Below are 23,889 nucleotides of genomic sequence, written 5' to 3'. Positions count from 1 at the left end.
ATGGCCGACGACGAGAAGGACGAGAAGCTCGTCGACTACCTCCGATGGATGGCCGGCGACCTGCAGCAGACCCGCCGGCGCCTGGACGAGATCGAGGAGGCGGCCCACGAGCCGATCGCCGTCGTGGCGATGAGCTGCAGACTGCCGGGCGGCGTCCACTCGCCCGAGGAGCTGTGGCGACTGGTGGCCGACGGCACCGAAGCCGTCTCCGGCTTCCCCACCGACCGGGGCTGGGACCTCGACGCGCTCTACCACCCGGATCCGGACCACGCCGGCACCTCCACCACCCGGCACGGCGGATTCGTCGACGGCTACGCCGACTTCGACCCCGCCTTCTTCGGGATCAGCCCGCGCGAGGCCCTGGCCATGGACCCCCAGCAGCGCCTGCTGCTGGAGGTCGCCTGGGAGGCCTTCGAGCGGGCCGGGCTGCCCGCCGAGCGGCTGAGCGGCAGCCGGACCGGCGTCTTCGCCGGGGTGATGTACAACGACTACGGCAGCCGCGTCCGCCGGCCGGACGAGGACACCGAGGGGTACCTCGGCACCGGCAGCGCGGGCAGCGTCGCCTCCGGCCGGGTCGCGTACACCTTCGGCTTGGAGGGCCCGGCCGTCACCGTCGACACCGCCTGCTCCTCCTCCCTGGTCGCCCTGCACCTGGCCACCCAGGCGCTGCGCCAGGGCGACTGCGACCTCGCCCTGGCCGGCGGGGTGTCGCTGATGGCGACGCCGGCCACCTTCGTCGGCTTCAGCCGCCAGCGCGGCCTGGCACCGGACGGCCGCTGCAAGGCCTTCGGCGCGGACGCGGACGGCACCGGCTGGTCGGAGGGCGCCGCGCTGCTGCTGCTCGAACGGCTGTCCGTCGCCCGTGCCAACGGCCACCCCGTGCTCGCCCTGGTCCGCGGCAGCGCCGTCAACCAGGACGGCGCCAGCGGCGCGCTGACCGCGCCCAACGGGCCCGCCCAGCAGCGCGTCATCCGCCAGGCGCTGGACAACGCCCGGCTGCTGCCCGCCCAGATCGACGCCGTCGAGGCGCACGGCACCGGCACCACCCTCGGCGACCCGATCGAGGCCCAAGCGCTGCAGGCGGTGTTCCGGGAGGGCCGGGCCGCCGACCGGCCGCTCTGGCTGGGCTCGCTCAAGTCCAACCTGGGCCACACCCAGGCCGCGGCGGGCGTCGCCGGGGTGATCAAGACGGTGATGGCGATGCGCCACGGCGTCCTGCCGCGCACCCTGCACGCCGACCGGCCGTCGCCGCACGTGGACTGGTCGGACGGCCCGCTCGAACTGCTCACCGAGGCCCGCCCCTGGCCCGACTCCGGTGAGCCGCGCCGGGCGGGCGTCTCCGCCTTCGGCATCAGCGGCACCAACGCGCACGTCCTGCTCGAACAGGCCCCGGACGCCCCCGCCGAGGAGGCCGCTCCCGAGCAGCGGCCCGTACCCGCCGCCGAACCCTCCGGCCTTCCGCCGCTGTGGCTGCTGTCCGCCCGCAGCGCCGAGGCCCTGCCCGCCCAGGCCGAGCGGCTGGCCGCCCACCTGCGCGCCGAACCGGAGCTGGACCCCGCCGGCGTCGGCTGGTCGCTGCTGCGCACCCGGACGGCCTTCCCCCACCGGGCCGCCGTGACCGGCCGGGACCGCGCCGAACTCCTCGCCGGACTGGACGCGTTGGCGACCGGCACGGCCCCGGGCACGACCACCGCCAGGGTCGCCCGGTCACTCGCCGGCTCCGGCCGGGCCGCCCTGGTCTTCCCCGGCGCCGGCAGCCAGTGGGCCGGCATGGCCGCCGAACTGCTCGACTCATCCCCCGCGTTCGCCCGCCGCCTGGCGGAGTGCGCCGAGGCGCTTCGCCCGCACGTGGACTGGTCGCTGACCGACGTCCTGCGCGGCGCACCGGGCGCGCCGCGGCCTGAGCGCACCGACGTCGCCCAACCCGCGCTCTGGGCGGTGACGGTGTCGCTGGCCGCGCTCTGGGAGTCCTGCGGCGTCGAGGTGTCCGGGGTGCTGGGCCACTCCCAGGGCGAGATCGCTGCCGCCGCCGTCAGCGGCGCGCTGTCGCTGCCGGACGCGGCCCGGGTGGTGGCGCTGCGCGCCCGGGCCCTGGTGTCGCTCGGCCGGCTCGACGGCGGGATGCTCGCGGTGTCCGCCACGCCCGCCCGGATCCGCGAGCAACTGGCCGAATGGCAGGGCGAGTTGACCGTCGCGGCGGTCAACGGCCCGCGCTCGGTGGTGGTCGCGGGCCCGAACCGGGCGGTGGAGGAGCTGCGGGCGCGCTGCGAGGCGGAGGGCGTCTGGGCCCGGCGGATCCCACTGGACTACGCCTCACACACCCCGCAGGTGGAGTCCGTCCGGGACGAACTGACCACCCTGCTCGGCACGGTGACGGCACATCAGCCGCGGCTTCCGATGTACTCGCCGGCCACCGGCGGGCTGCTCGAACCGGGCGCTCAGGACGCCGGGTTCTGGTACCGAAGCCTGCGGCAGCCGGTGGAGTTCGAGCGGGCCACCCGCGCCATGCTGGCGGACGGCTTCGACCTGTTCATCGAGTGCGGTCCGCACCCCGTGCTCACCCAGGCCCTTCAGGAGACCGTCGAGGAGGCCGGCACCGAGGCCGTCGTCGTCGGCTCGCTGCACCGCGGCCACGGGACCGAGGACCGGTTCGCCGACGCGGTCGCCGAGGCGGTGGCGGGCGGCGCCCGGCTGGACGCCGACCGCTACTTCGGCCCGGCCCGGCGCGTCGGCCTGCCCACCTACGCCTTCCGGCGCAGCCGCTACTGGCTGGCCGCCGACGAGCCCATCCCGGCCGACGGACCCACCCCGGCCGACGAGTCGTCCGGTACCCGGGCGCCCGGCGGGCCCGGGGCGGCCTGGCGGCTCGCCGTCACCGAGCCCGGCGACCTCGCCACCCTCGCCCCGGTGCCGTCCGCCGAGGCGGACCGCCCGCTCGGACCTGGCGAGGTCAGGGTCGCCGTCCGCGCCGTCGGCCTGCACTTCGGGGACGTCCTGGTCGGCCTCGGCCTGGCCCTGCACGGCGACACCGGCGGCGGGCTGGGGCTGGAGGCGGCGGGCGTGGTCCTGGAGGTCGGCGCCGAGGTCGGCGGGCTCGCCCCGGGCGACCGGGTGATGGGCCTGTTCCCGGACGGAGCGGCCGGCCCGGTCGCGGTCACCGACCACCGGCTGTCCTGCGCCCTCCCGGCCGGCTGGACCTTCGAGCAGGGCGCCGCCGCGCCGCTCGCCCACCTGACCGCGCACCACGCCCTGATCGGTCTCGCCGGGCTCCGGCCCGGCGAGACCGTCCTGGTGCACGCCGCGAGCGGCGGCGCCGGACTGGCCGCCGTCCACCTGGCCCGCCACCTGGGGGCGAACGTCCTCGCCACCGACCTTCCCGAGCACCGGGAGGCACTGTTGGCGCTGGGCCTGCCCCGGGAGCACCTCGCCTCCTCGGCCGATCCCGGCTTCGCGCCGGAGCTGCTCGCCGCCACCGGCGGACGCGGCACCGACGTCGTGCTGAACTGCCTCGCCGGGGAGTCCACCGACGCCTCGCTGCGGCTGCTGCCGCACGGCGGCCGCTTCGTGGAGACCGGACGCACCGACCGGCGCGACGCCGGGCGGGTCGCCGCCGACCACCCGGGCGTGCGGTACCTGGTCGCCGACCTCGCGGACGCCGGTCCGGACCGCCTGCGGGCCGTCCTCGGCGAGCTGGCCGCCCTGTTCGCGGACGGCACGCTGCCCCCGCCGGCCGTCCCCGACTGGGACGTCGAGCGGGCCGCCGAAGCGTTCGAGCACCTGGGCCGGGCGCGGCACGCGGGCCAGGCGGTGCTCACGCTGCGGTCCTCCTCGCGGCCCGACCGTCCCGTCCCCGCCCCGGCCCCCGGGACCGCGCTCGGGGCCCTGGAGCCCGCCGCCCGCCGGGAGTTCCTGCTCGACCTCGTCCGCACCGAGATCGCCGCCGTGCTCGGCCACGCCGACGCCCGGTCGATCGGCACCGACCAGCGCTTCCAGGAGCTCGGGCTCGACTCGCTCACCGCCGTCCAGCTGCGCAACCGGCTCGGCGCGGCGACCGGCCTGCGGCTCACCGCGACCCTGGTGTTCGACCACCCCACCCCCCGGGCCGTCGTCGACCACGTCCTCGCGCTCACCGGCGCACGGGACGACGAGGACGCCGACACCCCGCCGAGGCCCGCCGACGACCCCGCCGAACCGCTCGCGATCGTCGCGATGGCCTGCCGCTTCCCCGGCGATGTCCGCTCCCCGGAACAGCTCTGGGAGGTCCTGGACACCGGCGCGGACGTCATCGGCGACTTCCCCACCGACCGCGGCTGGGACTTCGCCGGCCTCTACCACCCCGACCCCGACCGGCCCGGCACCACCTACGCCCGCCAGGGCGGCTTCATCGACACCGTCGCCGACTTCGACGCGGCCTTCTTCGGGATCTCCCCGCGCGAGGCCCTCGCCATGGACCCGCAGCAGCGCCTGCTGCTGGAGACCTCCTGGGAGGCGTTCGAACGCGGCGGCATCGACCCGGTGGCGACGGCCGCCGAAGGGCCGGTCGGCGTCTTCGTCGGCACCAACGGCCAGGACTACCCCCGGGTGCTGGCCACCGGCAAGGACGACCTGGAGGGGTACATCGGGACGGGCAACACCGCCAGCGTGCTGTCCGGCCGGCTGGCGTACGCCTTCGGGTTCGGCGGACCGGCGGTCACCGTCGACACCGCCTGCTCCTCCTCCCTGGTGGCACTGCACTGGGCCGGCCAGGCCCTGCGGCGCGGCGACTGCGACCTGGCGCTGGTGGGCGGCGTCACCCTGATGACCAGTCCGCTGCTGTTCACCGAGTTCAACCGGCAGCGGGTGCTCTCCCCGAGCGGCCGCTGCCGCTCCTTCTCCGCCGACGCGGACGGCACCAGCTGGAGCGAGGGCGTGGCCGTCCTGGTGGTGGAGCGGCTGTCCGACGCCCGGCGCAAGGGCCACCGGGTGCTCGCGGTGGTGCGCGGCTCCGCCATCAACTCCGACGGCGCCAGCAACGGCCTGACCGCGCCCAACGGCCCGGCCCAGGAGCGGGTGATCCGCCGTGCCCTCGCCGACGCCGGGCTGACCCCCGACGACGTGGACGCGGTGGAGGCGCACGGCACCGGCACCAAGCTCGGCGACCCGATCGAGGCCCAGGCGCTGCTCGCCACCTACGGCGCGCGGCGGGCCGCCGACCGGCCGCTGCTGCTGGGCTCGCTGAAGTCCAACCTCGGCCACACCCAGGCCGCTTCGGGCCTCGCGGGCATCATCAAGCTGGTCGAGGCGCTGCGCCACGAGCGGCTGCCGAAGACCCTGCACCTGACCGAGCCGACCCCGCACGTCGACTGGTCGAGCGGGGCGGTGCGGCTGCTCGACGAGGCCCGGGCGTGGCCGCGCACCGGCCGCCCCCGGCGCGGCGGGGTGTCGTCCTTCGGGATCAGCGGCACCAACGCGCACGTCGTCATCGAGGAGCCGCCGGCCGTCGAGCCGCAGACCCCGCCCGCCGCCCCGGACGACCGGGTGGTGCCCTGGACGCTGTCCGCCCGGAGCCCCGAGGCGCTGCGCGGCCAGGCGCTGCGGCTGGCCGAGCACCTGGCGGCCCGCCCGGACGCCCGCCCGCTGGACGTGGCCTGGTCGCTCGCCACCACCCGCGCCGCCCTGCGGCACCGCGCCGTCGTCCTGGCCGAGGACGGTCCGCGGGCGCTGGCCGCGCTCACCGCGCTGCACGAGGGCCGGGACGCCGCCGGGGTGGTGCTCGGGCAGGCCGGGGAGGGGCGCCGGACGGCGTTCCTGTTCTCCGGGCAGGGCAGCCAGGCCGCCGGCATGGGGCGCGAACTGCACCGCGGGTACCCGGTCTTCGCCGACGCCTTCGACGCCGCGTGCGCCGCCCTCGAACCGCACCTGGAGGCCCGGGCCGAGCGCCCGCTGCGCGAGCTCGTCCTGGCCGAGCCGGGGAACGCGCGGGCCGAGGAGCTGATCGACCGGACGGAGTACGCCCAGCCCGCGCTGTTCGCCTTCGAGGTGGCGCTGTTCCGGCTGCTGGAGTCCTGGGGCGTCGTCCCGGACCTGCTGGCCGGGCACTCGGTCGGGGAGCTCGCGGCCGCGCACGTGGCGGGCGTCCTCTCGCTCGCCGACGCGGCCGAACTGGTCGCCGCGCGGGGCCGGTTGATGCAGGCGCTGCCGGACGGCGGCGCGATGGCCGCGGTCGAGGCGGCGCCGGCCGAGCTCGCCGACCTGCTCGCCGGCCGGGCGGGCGTGGTCGCGGTCGCGGCGGTCAACGGCCCCCGGGCGAGCGTCCTGTCCGGCGAGCGCACGGCGGTCGCCGAGGTGGTCGACGAGCTGCGCGGACGCGGGCGCCGGGTGTCCTGGCTGCGGGTCAGCCACGCCTTCCACTCCCCGCTGATGGACCCGATGCTCGCCGAGTTCGAGCGGGTCGCGCGGAAGCTGACGTACCACGCCCCGCGCGTCGCGCTGGTCTCCGCCCTCACCGGGCGGCCGGTGACCGCCGACGAACCGGCCGCCGCCGAGCACTGGGTCCGCCACGTGCGGGACGCGGTGCTCTTCCACGACGCCGTGCGCGGCCTGGCCGGGGCGGGCGCCGAACTGTTCGTCGAGGTGGGGCCGCAGGGCGCGCTCAGCTCGATGGCCGCCGACAGCCTGACCGGGCAGGGCGTCGTCGTCGCGGCGCAGCGCCGCAACCGGCCGCCGGAGGCCGCGCTGCTGCTCGCCGCCGCCGAACTGCACGTCCAGGGCGTCCCGGTGGACTGGCGGGCGGTGTTCGCCGGGCGCGGGGCGCGCGCGGTGGAGCTGCCCACCTACGCCTTCCAGCGCAGCCGCTACTGGCCGCAGCGCGGCTTCACCTCCCGGCGCGGTCCGGGCGGCGGCGGGCACCCGGTGCTCGACGCCCTGGTGCCGCTGGGCGACAGCGACCGCCTGGTGGGCACCGGCCGACTCTCCCCCGAGACCGCGCCCTGGCTCGCCGAGCACCGGCTGTTCGACGCCATCGTCGTGCCCGGCACCCTGTACGTCGAGCTGGCCGCGCAGGCCGCCGAGGCCGCGGGCCGCACCCGGGTACGGGAGCTGACCCTGCACGCGCCGCTCGTCCTCGGGCCGGAGGAGGAGGCCGAACTCCAGCTGCTGGTCGAGGAGTCCGACCCCTCCGACAGCGCCGGAAGCCGCGCCCTGCGGCTCTACGCACGCCCGCGGGACACCACCGGCGCGGCGCCGTGGACCCTGCACGCGAGTGGCGTCCTGGCCGACGACGAGCCGGCCCCGGCGGGCCACGACCTGCGCGCCTGGCCGCCCGCCGGAGCCGAGCCCGTCCCCGTGGACGGCCTCTACGAGGCCTTCGCCGCCCAGGGGGTGGCGTACGGCCCGCTGTTCCGGGGCGTGCGCGCCGCCTGGCGCGACGGCGACACCCTGTTCGCCGAGGCGGCGCTGCCGGACGGCGCCGACCCGCAGTCCTTCGCCCTGCACCCCGCGCTGTGGGACGCCGCCCAGCACCCGGCCGCGATGGACGGCCTGGGCTCCGCCTCGGGGGCGGCGGTGCCGTTCTCCTGGTCGGGCGTGCGGGTGCACTCCACGGGCTCCAGCCGGCTGCGGGTGCGGATCGCGCCGGCCGGTCCTGGGGCCGTCACCATGGCGATCGCCGACGACCGGGGCGAGCCGGTGGTGGACGTCGAACGGCTGGCCGCCCGGCGGGCGGACGCGCGGGACCTCGACGCCCGGCAGGCCGAGGCGGCGGGGGCGCTGTACCGGATCGACTGGGTGCCGGGCGCTTCCGTCGCGGCGGAGCCGGCCGCGCTCCGCTGGCTCGGCGACGGCCCCGCGCCGGCGCCGCTCGCCGCGCTCCCCGCCGGCGGGGACGCCGAGGTCGCCCTCGTCCCGGTCACGGTCGACGCGGCCGCCGGCCCGGCCGCCACGCTGGCGGCGGTGGAGCGGGCGCTCGCCGTGGTCCGCTCCTGGCTGGCCGACGGCGGTTCCGCCCGGGGCCGGCTGGCCCTGCTCACCCGCAACGCCGCCGACTGCGCCCCGGCCGGGGCGCCGGCCGCACCGCCGCGGCCCGTCGATCCGGCGCAGTCCGCCGTCTGGGGTCTGGCCCGCGCCGCCCAGGCGGAGTACCCGGGCCGGATCGTGCTGGCGGACCTCGACGACGAGGACGCCTCCTGGCACGCCCTGCCCGCCGCCCTTGCCGGCGGCGAGCCCCAACTGGCCCTGCGGGACGGCGCCTTGCTGCTCCCCCGGCTCGCCAGGACGGACGCCCGCAGCGAGCCCGCCGGGCTGGATCCGCAGGGCACCGTTCTGATCACCGGCGGCACCGGCTCGCTCGGCGCCCTGCTCGCCCGCCACCTGGTCACCACCCACGGCGTCCGCCACCTCCTGCTCACCAGCCGCAGCGGCCCCACCGCCCCCGGCGCCGAACAACTCGCCGACGACCTGCGCGCCACCGGCGCCCACGTCACCATCACCGCCTGCGACACCGCCGACCGCGAAACCCTCACCACCCTCCTCCACACCATCCCCACCGACCACCCCCTCACCGCCGTCATCCACGCCGCCGGCGTCCTCGACGACGCCACCCTCACCACCCTCACCCCCGAACACCTCCACCGCACCCTCCGCCCCAAGGCCGACGGCGCCTGGCACCTCCACGAACTCACCCGGCACCACGACCTCACCGCCTTCGTCCTGTTCTCCTCCGCGTCGGGGGTCCTCGGCTCCGCCGGCCAGGGCGCCTACGCCGCCGCCAACGGCTTCCTGGACGGCCTCGCCCAGCACCGGGCCGCCGCCGGGCTGCCCGCCGTGTCCCTCGCCTGGGGCCTGTGGGACCAGACCGACGACGGCATGGCGGGCGGCCTGACCGAGGCCGAACGCGGCCGCATCGTCCGCTCCGGGTTCGGGGCGATCGCCTCCGCCACCGGCCTGGCGCTGTTCGACGCCGCCCTCGGCCGGCCCGAACCCCTGCTCGTCCCGGCCCGGTTCGACCTGCCGCTGCTCCAGACCCGCGGCGGTGACCCGGCCTTCCCGCCGGTCCTGCGCGGCCTGGTGCGCCCCGCCCGCGCCCGTACCGCCCCCTCCGGCGCCCCCGCCCGGCAGGACGCCGCCTCGCTCGCCGAGCGACTGCTCCCGCTGGACGACGCCGAGCGCGAGAGCCTGCTGCTCGACCTCGTGCTCACCCAGACCGCGACGGTGCTCGGCCACAGCTCGCCCCGCGCCGTCGCCCCGGACCGGCCGTTCACCGAATCCGGGCTGGACTCGCTCGCCGCCGTGGAGATCCGCGGCCGGCTCGACGCCGCCACCGGCGTGCGCCTGCCCGCCACCGCGGTCTTCGACCACCCGACGCCCGCCGGGCTCGCCGCGCACCTCAGGGACGTCCTCGTCCCCGCCGCACCGAGCCCCGCCGACGCCGCCCTCGCGGACCTCGACCGGCTGCGCGAGTCCGTCCCGGACCTCGCCGGGGACCCGGAGAACGCCGAGCAGGTCCGGCTGCGGCTCAAGGCCCTGCTCACCGCCCTGGAGCAGGCCACCGCCGACCGGGCCACCACCGGACCCGGCGGGGACCCGGACGGCGACGGGGACGACCTCGACGCCGCCGGCATCGACGAACTGCTCGCCATCATCGACGACGAACTGGGGGACGCCTGATGACGGGCACCGACGAGAAGGTCCTGGACTCGCTCAAGCGGCTCACCGCCGAGCTGCGGCAGACCCGCAGGCGGCTGCGCGAGAACGAGGAGGCGGCCCACGAGCCGATCGCGATCGTCGGCATGGCCTGCCGCTACCCGGGCGGCGTCCGCACGCCCGAGGAGCTCTGGCAGCTCGTCGCCGGGGGCCGGGACGCCGTCTCCGCCTTCCCGACCGACCGCGACTGGGACCTCGACGCCCTGCGCGGACCGGACGACGCGGCCGGCACCAGCACCGCGCACGCGGGCGGATTCCTCTATGACGTCGCCGACTTCGACCCCGCCCCGTTCGGCATCAGCCCGCGCGAGGCGACCGCGATGGACCCGCAGCAGCGGCTGCTGCTGGAGACCTCCTGGGAGGCCTTCGAGCACGCGGGCATCGACCCGGCCACCCTGCGCGGCAGCCGCACCGGCGTCTACGCCGGGATCATGTACCACGACTACGCGGCCCGGCTCCGCGAGCTGCCCGAGGACGTCATGGGCTACCTCGGCACCGGCACCTCGGGCAGCATCGCCTCCGGCCGGATCGCGTACACCTTCGGCCTGGAGGGCCCGGCCGTCACCATCGACACCGCCTGCTCCTCCTCCCTGGTCGCCCTCCACCTGGCCGCCCAGGCCCTGCGCGGCGGCGAGTGCACGCTCGCGCTGGCCGGCGGCGCCACCGTGATGGCCTCGCCCCTGCCGTTCGTCGACTTCAGCCGCCAGGAGGGCCTGTCCTCGGACGGCCGCTGCAAGTCCTTCGCCGCCGCGGCCGACGGCACCGGCTGGGCCGAGGGCGTCGGCATGCTCCTGCTGGAGAAGCTGTCGGACGCCCGCCGCAACGGGCACCCCGTGCTCGCCGTGGTGCGCGGCACCGCCGTCAACCAGGACGGCGCCAGCAACGGCCTCACCGCCCCCAACGGCCCGTCCCAGCAGCGCGTGATCCGCCAGGCGCTCGCCGACGCCGGCCTCGCCCCCTCCGACGTCGACGCGGTCGAGGCGCACGGCACCGGCACCCGGCTCGGCGACCCGATCGAGGCTCAGGCCCTGCTCGCCGTCTACGGCCAGGGCCGCCCCGCTGACCGCCCGCTGCGGCTCGGCTCGCTCAAGTCCAACCTCGGCCACACCCAGGCCGCGGCCGGCGTCGGCGGGATCATGAAGATGGTCCTCGCCCTGCACCACGGCGAACTCCCCCGCACCCTGCACGTCGACGAACCCACCCCGCACGTCGACTGGTCCGCGGGCGCCGTGGAACTGCTCACCGAGCCGCAGCCGTGGCCCCGCCGGGAGACCCCGCGCCGCGCCGGGGTCTCCTCCTTCGGGTTCAGCGGCACCAACGCGCACGCCGTCATCGAGGAACCGCCCGCGCCCGCAGCCGACCTCCCCGCGGACGGTCGCCCCGCCCCCGACGGCACCGCCGCCGGGGCGAGCGCCGCGCCCGCCGCGCTGTGGACGCTGAGCGCCGCCACCGAACCCGCGCTGCGCGCCCAGGCCGGCCGACTCGCCGCCCACCTGCGCCGCGGTCCCGCGCCGGACCCGGCCGACGTCGGCCACGCCCTGCTCACCACCCGCACCGCGCTGGAGCACCGCGCCGTCCTGGTCGGCCGCGATCGGGAATCCCTGCTGCCCGAGCTGGACGCCTTCGCCGCCGGGCGTCCCACCGCCGGTGTGCTGCACGAACGCGCCGGCACCGGCGGCCTGGCCGTCATGTTCACCGGCGGTGGGAGCCAACGCCCCGGCATGGGGCGGGAGTTGTACGCCGCTTTCCCGGCCTTCGCGGACGCCTTCGACGCCGTCTGCGCCGAGCTGGACCGGCACCTGCCGTCCCCCCTGCGCCCCGCCGTCTTCGGCTCTTCGACCGGCGGCTCTTCGACCGGCGGCACCCCGCCGCTCACCGGCCAGGCGTACGCCCAACCCGCGCTGTTCGCCGTCGAGGTGGCGCTGTTCCGGCTGTTCGCCTCCTGGGGCGTACGACCCGACAACGTCCTCGGCCACTCGGGCGGCGAACTCGCGGCCGCCCACGTCGCGGGCGTCCTCGACCTGCCGGACGCGGCCGCCCTGGTCGCCGCCCGCGGCCGGCTCACCCAGGCGCTGGCCCCGGGCGGGGCGATGGTCGCGGTCGCCGCCGCCGAGGCGGAGGTCCGCCCGCTGCTGACCGCCGGCGCCGAGATCGCCGCGATCAACAGCCCGGACGCGGTGGTCCTCTCCGGCGACGAACAGCCCGTCCTGGCGCTCGCCGCGCACTTCGCCGCCCTCGGCCGCAAGACCCGCCGACTGAACGTCAGTTACGCCTCCCACTCGGCCCGGGTGGACCCGATGCTGGCCGAGTTCCGGCAGATCGCCGCAGGCCTGGAGCTGCGGCCGCCCCGGATCGGCTTCGTCTCCACCGTCACGGGCGAACCCGCCGGGGACGAACTGCGGACCGCCGAGTACTGGGTGCGCAACGCGCGCCAGGCCGTCCGGTTCGCCGACGCCGTCCGGCACCTGGAGGCCCAGGGCACCCGTACCTTCCTGGAACTCGGCCCGGAGGCCGCCCTCACGCCCATGGCCGAGGCCTGCTTCACCGAGGCCGGCTCCGCCGCCGTCGCCGCCCAGCGCGCGGACCGCGACCAGGCCGCCGAGGCCGCCACCGCCCTCGGCCGCCTGCACGCGCGCGGCACCGCCATCGACCGGGCGGCCTACCACGGGAGCAGCGGCGGCCGCCGGGTCGAGCTGCCGACCTACGCCTTCCAGCGGCAGCGGCACTGGCTGGAGGCCCCGGCCGGGAGCCGGCTCGACGTCACCCCGGCCGGGCTCGGCTTCCCCGACCACCCGCTGCTCGGCGCCAGCATCGTCGTCGCCGACTCCGAGGAGTTCCTGTTCACCGGACGGCTGGACCTGCGGGCCCAGCCGTGGCTGGCCGACCACCGCGTCGGTGATGCCGTGCTGCTGCCCGGCACCGCCTTCGTCGAACTCGCCCTGCGGGCCGGCGAACAGGCGGACTGCGACCACCTCGACGAACTCACCCTCACCGCACCGCTGGTCGTCCCGGCGCGGGGCGCGGTGACCCTGCAGATCCGCCTCGGCGCGCCCGACGGCGCCGGCCACCGCGCGGTCGAGGTGTACGCCCGCGAGGAGGACGCCCCGCCCGGGCGGCCCTGGACCAGGCACGCCTCCGGGTCGCTGTCGGCCGGTTCCCCGTCCACCCGGCCCCCGCTCACCGCCTGGCCCCCGGCCGGCGCCGAAGCCCTCGACCCGGACGGGCTGTACGAGCGCCTCGCCGCCGAGGGCCTGCACTACGGACCGGCCTTCCAGGGGCTGCGGTCCGCCTGGCGGGGCGAGGGGGAGCTGTTCGCCGAGGTCGCCCTGGACCCCGAACAGGACGGCGCGGCCGGCGCGTTCGGGCTGCACCCCGCCCTCCTGGACGCCGCGCTGCACGCCCTGGGCCTCGGCGCGCTCCCCGGCGCCCCCGAGAGCGCGAGCCTGCCCTTCGACTGGCACGGCGTCGCCCTGCACGGCGTCGGCGCCACCGCCCTGCGGGTCCGGCTCGCCCCCGCCGGGCCGGGTGCGGTCGCCCTGGAGGCCACCGACACCTCCGGCCGCCCCGTCCTCACCGTGGAATCGCTGCTGCTGCGGCCCGCCGGCCGGCTCGCCACCACCGGCAGCACCGCCCGCGAGCCGCTGCTCCACCTGATCTGGACCGATCCGCGGGCACCGCACGCCCTCGCGGCGCCGGGCCGCACCGGACTGCTCACCGACGCCCTCGGCTCCGCCGCGCCGCCGCCCGACACCCTGGTGCTCCCGCTCCTCGACGCCCCGACCGCGCCGCGCCCCGACCGCGCGGCCGCCGAGTCCACCGCGCGGACCCTCGGCCTCGTCCAGGCCTGGCTCGCCGACGACCGGTTCGCCGACACCCGCCTCGCCGTCGTCACCAGCGGCGCCGTGGCCGTCGGTCCCGACGAGGACGTCCGCGACCTGCCGCGCGCCGCCGACCGGGGCCTGCTGCGCTCCGCCCAGTCGGAGCACCCGGGCCGGATCGTCCTCGTGGACACCGACGCACCGGACGACTGGCCCGCGGAGCTCCCCCGGGCGCTCGGTCCGGAGGAGCCGAGCGTCGCCCTGCGCCGGGGCCGCCTGCTGATCCCCCGGCTGGTCCCCGCCCCCGCCGCCGACCGACCCGCCACCGGGCTGGATCCGCAGGGCACCGTCCTGATCACCGGCGGCACCGGTTCACTCGGCGCCCTGCTCGCCCGCCACCTGGTCACCACCCACGGCGTCCGCCACCTCCTGCTCACCAGCCGCAGCGGCCCCACCGCCCCCGGCGCCGAACAACTCGCCGACGACCTGCGCGCCACCGGCGCCCACGTCACCATCACCGCCTGCGACACCGCCGACCCCGAAACCCTCACCACCCTCCTCGCCACCATCCCCACCGACCACCCCCTGACCGCCGTCATCCACGCCGCCGGCGTCCTCGACGACGCCACCCTCACCACCCTCACCCCCGAACACCTCCACCACACCCTCCGCCCCAAGGCCGACGGCGCCTGGCACCTCCACGACCTCACCCGGCACCACGACCTCACCGCCTTCGTCCTGTTCTCCTCCGCCGCCGGCCTCCTCGGCGCCCCCGGACAGGCCAACTACGCCGCCGCCAACGGCTTCCTGGACGCCCTCGCCCAGCACCGGGCCGCCACCGGGCTGCCCGCCCTGTCCCTCGCCTGGGGCCTGTGGGAGGGCGACTCCGGCATGGCCACGGGCGTCGACGACGCCTCCCGGCGCCGGCTCGCCGCCCTCGGCATGCGGCCCATCCCCACCGCCGAGGGCCTGGCCCTGTTCGACGCCGCCCTCGCCGGCACCGAGCCGCTGGCCGCACCGCTCCACCTGGACCCGCAAGGCCTCGACGCCGACACGGCGCCCGCCCTGCTGCGCGCCCTGGCCCGGCCCCGGCGCCGGCGCCGGGCGGCCGCCGCGGCGCGCCCCGTCCGCACCGGCCTCGCCCAGCGGCTCGCCGCCCTGCCCGCGGCCGAGCGGCTGCGCGAACTGACCGAGCTGGTCCGCGCCGAGACCGCCGCCGTCCTCGGCTACCGGAACCCGCAGGACGTCCCCGGCGACCGCGCGTTCTCCGAGCTCGGCTTCGACTCGCTCGCCGCCGTCGACCTGCGCAACCGCCTGGGCGCCGCCACCGACCTCCGGCTGCCGGCCACCACCGTGTTCGACCACCCCACCCCCGGCGCCCTCGCCGTACGGCTGCGGGACCTGCTCCTCGGCGCCGCCGACCGGGCCGCCCCCGAGCCCGCCGCGAACGCCGCCCGGCACGACGACGAGCCGATCGCGATCGTCGGCATGGCCTGCCGCTACCCCGGCGGGGTGGCCTCCCCCGAGGAGCTGTGGGAACTCGTCCTGGCCGGCCGGGACGCCACCGGTGACATGCCCCGCGACCGCGGCTGGGACATCGACGGGCTCTACCACCCCGAGCCCGGCCGCCGCGGCTCCTTCTACACCCGCCGCGGCGGCTTCCTGGCCGACGCCGCCGGGTTCGACGCCGGGTTCTTCGGCATCAGCCCGCGCGAGGCCCTCGCCATGGACCCGCAGCAGCGGCTGCTGCTGGAGGTCTCCTGGGAGGTGTTCGAGCGCGCCGGCCTGGACCCGCTGGCGATGCGCGGCAGCGACACCGGGGTCTTCACCGGCGTGATGTACCACGACTACGGCTCCTGGGCGCGGCGCACCCCCGAGGACGTCGAGGGCTACCTCGGCGCCGGGACGGCCGGCAGCGTCGCCTCCGGCCGGGTCGCCTACACGCTGGGCCTCGAAGGACCCGCGGTGACCGTGGACACCGCCTGCTCCTCCTCCCTGGTCGCCCTGCACCTGGCCGCCCAGGCGCTGCGGGCCGGCGAGTGCTCGCTCGCGCTGGCCGGCGGCGCCACCGTGATGGCGACTCCCGGCCCGTTCGTCGAGTTCAGCCGCCAGCGCGGGCTCGCCCCGGACGGGCGGTGCAAGTCCTTCGCCGCCGGCGCCGACGGCACCGGCTGGGCCGAGGGCGTCGCCGTGCTGCTGGTCGAGCGGCTCACCGACGCCCGCCGCAACGGCCACCCCGTGCTCGCCGTGGTGCGCGGCACCGCCGTCAACCAGGACGGCGCCAGCAACGGCCTCACCGCCCCCAGCGGCCCCGCCCAGCAGCGGGTGATCCGCCGGGCCCTCGCCGTGGCCGGGCTGACGGCGGGCCAGGTCGACGCGGTCGAGGCGCACGGCACCGGCACCGTCCTGGGCGACCCGATCGAGGCCCAGGCGCTGCTCGACACCTACGGCCGCGAGCACACCGAGGAGCGGCCGCTGTGGCTCGGCTCGCTCAAGTCCAACCTCGGCCACACCCAGGCCGCGGCCGGGGTCGGCGGCGTGATCAAGATGGTCCAGGCGATGCGGCACGGCGTCCTGCCCCGCACCCTGCACGTCGACGAACCCACCCCGCACGTCGACTGGTCCGCCGGCGGGATGCGGCTGCTGACCGAGCCGACCGCCTGGCCCGCCACCGGAGAGCCCCGCCGGGCCGGGGTCTCCTCCTTCGGCATCAGCGGCACCAACGCCCACGCCGTGCTGGAGCAGGCCCCGGACGACGCCCCGGACGCCGCCCGGAACGCCGCCCCGGACGCCGCGCCGGCCGTCACCCCCGTGTCCGCGCCGTGGCTGCTGTCCGGCCGCACCCCGCAGGCCCTGCGCGGCCAGGCCGGGCGCCTGCTGGAGCACCTCCGTACGCACCCCGACATCCCCGACGCCGACCTCGCCCTCAGCCTGGCCACCACCCGGGCCGCCCTGCCGCACCGCGCGGCCGTCCTCGGCGCCGACCGGGACACCCGCCTGGCGGCCCTGGCGCGGCTCGCCGACGACGGCGCCGCGCCCGGCACCCCGACCGGGCGCGCCGACGGCGGCCGGGTGGCCTTCCTGTTCAGCGGCCAGGGCAGCCAGCGCCCCGCCATGGGCCGTGAACTCGCCGCCGCCGACGCCGAGTTCGCCGGCATCCTGGACGAGGTCTGCGCGGTCTTCGGCCCGCTGCTCGACCGGCCGCTGCGCGAGGTCCTCGCCGCCGAGCCCGGCAGTGCGGCCGCCGACCTCCTGGACCGGACGCAGTACACCCAGCCCGCCCTGTTCGCCGTCCAGGTGGCCCTGCTGCGCCGCCTCGCCGCCTGGGGCGTACGGCCGGACGTGCTGGCCGGCCACTCCGTCGGCGAACTCGCGGCCGCCCACGCGGCGGGCGTCCTCGACCTGCCCGACGCTGCCGCCCTGGTCGCCGCCCGCGGCCGGCTGATGCAGGCACTGCCGGACGGCGGGGCCATGGCCGCGGTCGACGCCCCGGAGGAGGAGGTCCTGCCGCTGCTCACCGACCGGATCGCCCTCGCCGCCGTCAACGGCCCGTCCTCGGTGGTGCTGTCCGGCGACGCCGACGCCTTGGAGGAACTGCTCGCCCGGCTGGCCGCCGCCGGCCGCCGCACCCGGCGGCTGCGGGTGAGCCACGCGTTCCACTCCCCGCGGATGGACGGCATGCTCGACGAGTTCCGGCGGGTCGCCGAGGGCCTCACCTTCCGGGAGCCCGCGCTGCCCGTCGTCTCCACCGTGACCGGCCGGAGCGCCACCGCCGCCGAGCTGTGCTCGCCCGAGTACTGGGTGCGCCAACTCCGGCAGCCGGTCCGGTTCCGGGACGCCGTCCACCGTCTGGAGACCGACGGTGTGACCACCTTCGTCGAGCTCGGCCCCGGCGCCACGCTCACCGCCCTGGTCCGGGACTGCCTGACCGACCGGGAGCGCGCCTCCGTCCCGCTGCTGCGCCCCGGCACGCCGGAGCCGCGGGCGCTCACCACGGCCGTCGCCGAACTGCACGTGCGGGGCGTCGCCGTCGACTGGGCGGCCGTCCACGCCGGTTCGGGCGCCCGCCCGGTGCCGCTGCCGACGTACGCCTTCCAGCGCCTCCGGTACTGGCTGCCGGCCGGCCCGGCGCAGGGCGACGACCGGCACCACCCGCTGCTCTCCGCCGCCATCGCCGCACCCGGCCTCGACGGCACGGTGTTCACCGGCACGCTGGACGCCCACGACCTGCCGTGGCTGGCCGAGCACCGGATCGGCGGCACGGCGGTCCTGCCCGGCGCCGCCTTCGTCGAGCTGGCCCTGCACGCGGGCGGCGAACTCGGCTGCCCCGCCGTCGAGGAGCTGGTGGTCCAGGCGCCGCTTCCGGTGCCGGACCGCGCCGCGGTGCCGCTGCGGCTGTCCGTCCGACCGCCGGACGAGACCGGCCGACGCGCCTTCGGCCTCTTCGCCCGCACCGCCGACGACGCCGACAACGCCGGCGACGGGGCCGCCGAGGACCGGTGGACCCGGCACGCCACCGGCACCCTGGCCCCCGCCGGCCCGCCGGCCCCGGCCGACCGGGACGCGCCCTGGCCGCCCGCCGGGGCGGAGCCCGTCGACCCCGCCGACCTCGCCGACCTGTACCGGCGCCCCGCCGAGGCCGGCCTGTCGTACGGTCCGAGCTTCCAGGGCCTGCGCACCGCCTGGCGCCGCGGCGAGGAGCTCTACGCCGAGGTCGCGCTGCCCGACGACGGCTCCGGCCCGTACGCCCTCCACCCGGCCCTGCACGACGCGGCCCTGCACGCCCTCGGCCTGCCCCGGGACGGCGCGGCCGCACCGGCCGTCCTGCCCTTCTCCTGGCGCGGCGTCCGGCTGCACCGCACCGGCGCACGGGCGCTGCGGGTCCGGCTGACCCCGGACGGCGACACGGTGGCCGTGGAACTGAGCGACCCGACCGGCGCCCCGGTCGCCTCGGTCGAGGCCCTGACCCTCCGTCCGGTCTCCGTCCCCCGCGCCGTCCCCGACAGCGCCCTGCGGCGCCTCGTCTGGGAGCCGCTCACCGCCGTCCCCGGCGCCCCGGCGCCGGACACCTGGACGGTCCTCGGCTCGGGCGCCACCCCGCCCGGGGCCTACCGGCGCGCCCACGCCCTGGACTCCGTGCCCGACGACGCCGAGGGCGTCGTGCTGGTCCCGTTCCTCGACGCGCACCGGCCTGACGACCCGGCCCCGGTCTCCCGGGCGCTGGACCTGGTCCGGGCCTGGCTGTCCGGCTCCCGGTGGAAGAACTCCCGGCTGGTCGTGCTCACCCGACGCGCCGTCGCCGCCTCACCCGCCGAGGACGTCCCCGACCTCGCCCACGCCCCGCTCTGGGGACTGCTGCGCTCGGCCGCCTCCGAACACCCGGGCCGCTTCGCCCTGGTGGACGTGGACGGCACCGAGGCGTCCTGGCAGGCGCTGCCGACGGCCGTCGCGGCCGAGGCCGCCCAGGTGGCGATCCGGGACGGCGCACCACGCGCCCCCCGGCTCACGCCCCTCGACCCGCCCGCCGCCGTCGACGGTCCCGCCGACACCGGCACCCCGGGGTTCGCCCCCGACGGCACCGTGCTGATCACCGGCGCGGCCGGCGCCCTCGGCGGACTGGTCGCCCGGCACCTGGCCTCCGCCCACGGCGTACGGCACCTGCTGCTCCTCGGCCGCCGCGCGGACGACGCCCGGCTGACCGCCCTCACCGCGGAGCTGGAGCGGACCGGCGCCACCGTCACCGCCACCGGCTGCGACGCCGGCGACCGCGCCGACCTGGCGCGCGCACTCGCCACCGTCCCGGCCGGGCACCCGCTCACCGCGGTCGTCCACTGCGCGGGCGTCCTGGACGACGGCGTGGTCGCCTCCCTCACCCCGGACCGGCTCGTCCGCACCCTGCACGCCAAGGCCCGATCGGCCTGGCACCTGCACGACCTGACGCTGCGCGACGACCTCGCCGCCTTCGTCCTGTTCTCCTCCGCCGCCGGCGTGCTCGGCGCCCCCGGACAGGCCAACTACGCCGCCGCCAACACCTTCCTGGACGCCCTCGCCCACCACCGGCGCCACCTCGGGCTGCCCGCCCACTCCCTCGCCTGGGGCCCCTGGGACCAGGACGGCGGCGGCATGGCGGGCGCCGGGGAGTTGGAGCGCCTCAGCCGGGGCGGCGTCGAGGCCTTCACCCCCGCGCAGGGCCTCGCCCTGTTCGACACCGCCCTCACCGGCGCGAGCGCGGACCCGCTCCTCGTCCCGCTGCGCACCGACCCCGCGCACCGCCGCCCCGACACCGGCCCCGGACGCCCGCGGCAGCCCCGCGGCGTCCCGGCCCCGGCGACGGCGGCGGACCTGCCGGCCGTGGTGCGCACCGAGGTCGCGGCCGTCCTGGGCTTCCCGTCCCCCGAGGTCGTCGACGAGCACAGCACGCTGCCCGAACTCGGCCTCGACTCGCTCACCGCCGTCGAACTGCGCAACCGCCTCGACGCGGCCACCGGGCTGCGCCTGGCCGCCACCGTGGCCTTCGACCATCCCACCCTCCCGGCCCTGGTCGAGCACCTGCGCAGCCGACTGGCCACCCGTACCGCCGCCGCCCCCGCCGACGCCCCCGCCCCGGCTGCCACCGACGCCACCGACGCGACCGCCGCCCTCGCGGCCCTCTTCCACCAGGCCCGCGGCGCCGGCCACACCCTGGAGGGGATCGGCCTCCTGCGCACGGCCTCCCGCTTCCTGCCCGCCTTCCGCACCCCCGCCGAGTTGCCCGCCCCGCCCCGGCCCGTCCGGCTGGCGGCCGGCCCGGCCGAGCCCGTGCTGGTCTGCCTGCCCGCCGTCGTCGCCCACTCGGGGCCGCACCAGTTCGCCCGGTTCGCCGGGGCCCTGCGCGGCCTGCGCGAGGTGGTGGCGCTGCCGCAGCCCGGATTCCTGCCCGGCGAACCGCTGCCGGCGGACCTCGACGCGGTCGTCGCCGCCCAGGCCGAGGCCGTCCTGCGGTACGCCGACGGCGCCCCGGTCGCGCTGCTCGGCTACTCCTCCGGCGGCTGGGTCGCCCACGCGGTGGCGGCCCGGCTCGAAGCGTCCGGCCATGGGCCGCGGGCCCTCGTCCTGCTCGACACCTATCTGCAGGGCGACACCGACGACGCCCTCGCGACCGCCTTCACCGACGGCCTGTTCGCCCGCCGCGGGGAGGCCGACGCGACCGCCGACCCGCACTCCCTCACCGCCATGGGCGCCTACTTCCGGGTGTTCGAGAACTGGATCCCCGGCGACGTCGCCGCCCCCGCCCTCTTCCTGCGCGCCACCGACGCCCTGCCCGGCACCACGCCCCCGGCGACGTCCTGGGCCGGCGCCGCCACCGTGCGGGAGACCCCCGGCGACCACTTCTCGCTCCTCGAGGAGCAGGCCGCCCCCACCGCCCGTGCCGTACACAGCTGGCTCACCCGCCCGCTGACCGACGAACAGGAGCCGACCCCATGACCGACGTGACCCCCGAGCTGGTCGAGAAGGCCTACCTCGCGCTGATCTCCTGCGACCGCGCCGAGGCCGCCCAGTACTGGTCGGAGGACGTCCGCTTCTCCGTCCCCGGCCGCCACCTCCAGGCCGGCTGGCACGTCGGCCTGGACGCCCTCCTCTCCTTCCGCCGCGCCCTCACCGCGGCCGCCGGCGGCAACTTCGAGGTGGAGCTGGTCACTTCGATGATCAGCGGCAACGAGAACATGGACGTCGTCCAGGTCCACGCCGTCCGCCCCGGGGCCCCGGAGGGCAGCACCTCGCCCTACGACGTCCTCGACGCCCGCGGCGTCCAGGTCTTCCGCTGGGAGGACGGCCTGATCGTCGAGGGCCACGCCGGCTTCTTCGGCGACGGCGCCACCAACTACGACCAGTGGTGGTCCCCCCTCGACGGCACCGGCGAGCGCCGGTACGTCTGACCCGCCCTTCCGGCGTCCCACCGGCGACGGGCCCGGCCGCGACTCCCCCACGAGTGCGACCGGGCCCCGGCCGGCCATCGGGCCCGGGCGCGACTCCCCCCACGGAGCAGCGGCCGGGCCCTCGTTCCGCTCAACCAGCGACACGCAGCGTACATGCCATCTCTACCCAACGCTACATCGCCGACGGCCTTCCTCCCGGGCCGACGGTCCTCGCGGCCGATCGGCGAAGCCTTGGCGCCCACCCGGGCGGCGCCGACAGCCGAGCCCCGTCCCAAGGAATGAGATGGGCGGAGTTTCGTCCCCGCGGCGCCGAATTCTTCACCGAAGCACCACGACGGCCCCATGAACGGTGACTCGGCGTGCACGGCCCCCGAGGGAACGACGCCGCATCCGCGAATGCCGAACCCCCGGGATCTCCCGAACGGGCACCGCCGCCACCGCCACCGTCCGCGTTTCGCACCGTTATCCGCGACTCAAGCCCCCGGCACTCACGGTGAGGCAAATGGAGTCGCTTCTTCCCGTTTCTCGGCGGAACGCCACACATTTCCGCCGGTGGCGCCTGTCGGCACACCGGTCGACGGATTGTGGCAACGGTCACGTTTCGTCATCTCGCCCGCGTCAGGAAGCCGTAAGGAGCGCGCTGGACAACGCGCCCGAGCTCACCCGGAAATCACCAGGTCAGCACGCCGGGACAGCGCAGCGGACGTCGCCCCGGCATTCGGCCGGCACCAACCGGTCGACCCGTTATGGAGCGGCCGAGATCGTTGATGCGTGTGCAATGGACGCCCTGTAGCGTGGCCCCGAATGAGGCGTCCACGAAGCGGAATACAGCCGGGGACAGCCCGCACCCGCACCCGCACCCGCGCCGCCCGGCGGCAGATCGATGCCGGCGACCGGATGAACAGCAAGGGGGAAAAGATGATCGATCACGACCTCAGGAACATGCCCCGGCCGAGACACCTCGCCGCGGCTCGGGCGGCCACCGCGACCGGGACGAGGGCCGGGGTCCTGCGGGAAGGCCGCGATGTCTACGTACCGGGACGCTTCGACTCCGTCGAGAACGAACACATATCACCTCCCGAGCCGGGCCTCTCCTTACGCACCGTCGAACTGGCCAACCTGGGGATCAGGCGCGCCCTCGTCCACCAGCAGGTCGAGGCGGCCCTCGCGGCGGAGGAGGACCGCGGCGACCCGTACGGCATGTGGCGGGCGATCATGACGCTCCTCCACACCGGCGACATCGTCACCGCGCACGCCGAGTGCCGCCGACTGGCCGACGACGCCCGCTGGTCCGGCTCACCGCGGCACCAGGAGGTACTGACACTGCTGCGCGCGCGGATCAGCCTGCTCGAGGGGCACGGTGTCGAGGCGTCCGGCCTGCTCACCGCGCAGCTGACCCGCGGGCTCTCGCCGCACCTCGGCGGGCTCGCCGTCGCCTGGCTCATCGAGGCGCACGTCCTGTCCGGCGAACTGGGGCACGCGCACCAGGTGCTGCGGGCGCACGGCCTGGCCGGACCGCTCGACACCAGCCGCCCGGACCTCGTCCACACCCTGGCCGCGCGCGGCGCGCTGCAGCAGGCGGCCGGCCAGTTCCAGCACAGCCTGAAGGACTTCATGGCGTGCGGACGGCTGCTCGCCGAGCACCAGGTCGCCAACCCCGCCGTCATTCCCTGGCGTTCACGGGCCTCGTCGGCCGCGCTCGCGACCCAGCAGGGCGACCTCGCGCTCGCGCTGGCCGAGGAGGAGCTGGCCGCGGCCCGCACCTGGGGCTCGCCCCGCTGTATCGGCCTGGCACTGCACGCCGTCGCCGTCGCCCGTCGGGACGACACCTCGGTGGCGCTCCTGGAAGAGGCCGTGGTGCTGCTCCATCTCGCTTACGCCTGGGGCGAGTTGATCCAGGTCCTGGACGACCTCGGGACCCTGCAGATCGACCGCGAGAACCAGTCCGCGGGCCGCCGCCACCTGGAGGCCGCCCTCATGGTGGCCCGGGAGAGCGGCAACCGGCGCCGGCAACACAGCCTGCGGTCCGCCCTGGAACGCCTGGACGCCCCCAGCCTCACCAGCCAGGAGCTGCACATCGGCCAGCTGGCGAGCGCCGGTTACAGCAACCGGCAGATCGCCGAGACCCTCTTCCTGGCGATCCGCACCGTCGAGTTCCACCTGTCGAGCGTCTACCGCAAACTCGCCATCTCCGGCCGGAGCGAGCTGCACTCCGCACTCCACACCCAGCGGCTCTCCTCATTCCGGGCCGACCACTTCTCCTCCGCCGTGTAACCCTTACGTTCACGCGCCGCTCACCCGTGGTCCGGGTGGGCGGCGCTTCGCATTTCCCGGCTCTTCACGCCGACCACGGTTCGCTTCGCGGAACCCGACGCCGCGCCCGCCGACCCGTGTGGACACACCCACCGACGCGCCGGAAGAGCCGCATCTCAGGGGTTCCTACAAAGGGCCCTACGGGCGACCCGCAAGGGACCCTG

General features: G+C 77.2%; 4 protein-coding genes. All 4 read left to right on the top strand.

Annotation, left to right across the window (positions count from 1 at the left end; all coding sequences use genetic code 11):
• The 4 genes from ACWDBE_RS14605 (at position 1) to ACWDBE_RS14590 (ending at position 23,686) form a co-directional block, all read left to right on the top strand.
• On the top strand, positions 1 to 9,642 hold the full coding sequence (locus ACWDBE_RS14605) for an SDR family NAD(P)-dependent oxidoreductase (protein WP_449808156.1): 9,642 nt from the start codon (positions 1 to 3) through the stop codon (positions 9,640 to 9,642).
• Entirely contained in the window at positions 9,642 to 20,960 is an 11,319-nt protein-coding gene (locus ACWDBE_RS14600) for an SDR family NAD(P)-dependent oxidoreductase (protein WP_449808155.1), read from the top strand. The genes ACWDBE_RS14605 and ACWDBE_RS14600 overlap by 1 nt, the downstream gene beginning before the upstream one ends.
• Positions 20,957 to 21,412, top strand: coding sequence for a nuclear transport factor 2 family protein (locus ACWDBE_RS14595; RefSeq protein ID WP_392882948.1), 456 nt, complete (start codon positions 20,957 to 20,959; stop codon positions 21,410 to 21,412). The genes ACWDBE_RS14600 and ACWDBE_RS14595 overlap by 4 nt, the downstream gene beginning before the upstream one ends.
• Positions 21,413 to 22,330: 918 nt before the next feature.
• On the top strand, positions 22,331 to 23,686 hold the full coding sequence (locus ACWDBE_RS14590; protein WP_449808154.1) for a helix-turn-helix transcriptional regulator: 1,356 nt from the start codon (positions 22,331 to 22,333) through the stop codon (positions 23,684 to 23,686).
• The last annotated feature ends 203 nt before the right edge of the window (positions 23,687 to 23,889 follow it).

It is taken from the genome of Kitasatospora sp. NPDC001132 (genome assembly GCF_053598415.1).
Note: the sequence above shows the minus strand (reverse complement) of the source record. Positions and strands in the feature narration are given on the sequence as shown.

What these genes read in the sequence shown, in the direction of transcription:
- ACWDBE_RS14590 (WP_449808154.1), top strand. Translation starts at nt 22,331, where the DNA reads ATGATCGATCACGACCTCAGGAACATGCCCCGGCCGAGACACCTCGCC.
- ACWDBE_RS14605 (WP_449808156.1), top strand. Translation starts at nt 1, where the DNA reads ATGGCCGACGACGAGAAGGACGAGAAGCTCGTCGACTACCTCCGATGG.
- ACWDBE_RS14595 (WP_392882948.1), top strand. Translation starts at nt 20,957, where the DNA reads ATGACCGACGTGACCCCCGAGCTGGTCGAGAAGGCCTACCTCGCGCTG.
- ACWDBE_RS14600 (WP_449808155.1), top strand. Translation starts at nt 9,642, where the DNA reads ATGACGGGCACCGACGAGAAGGTCCTGGACTCGCTCAAGCGGCTCACC.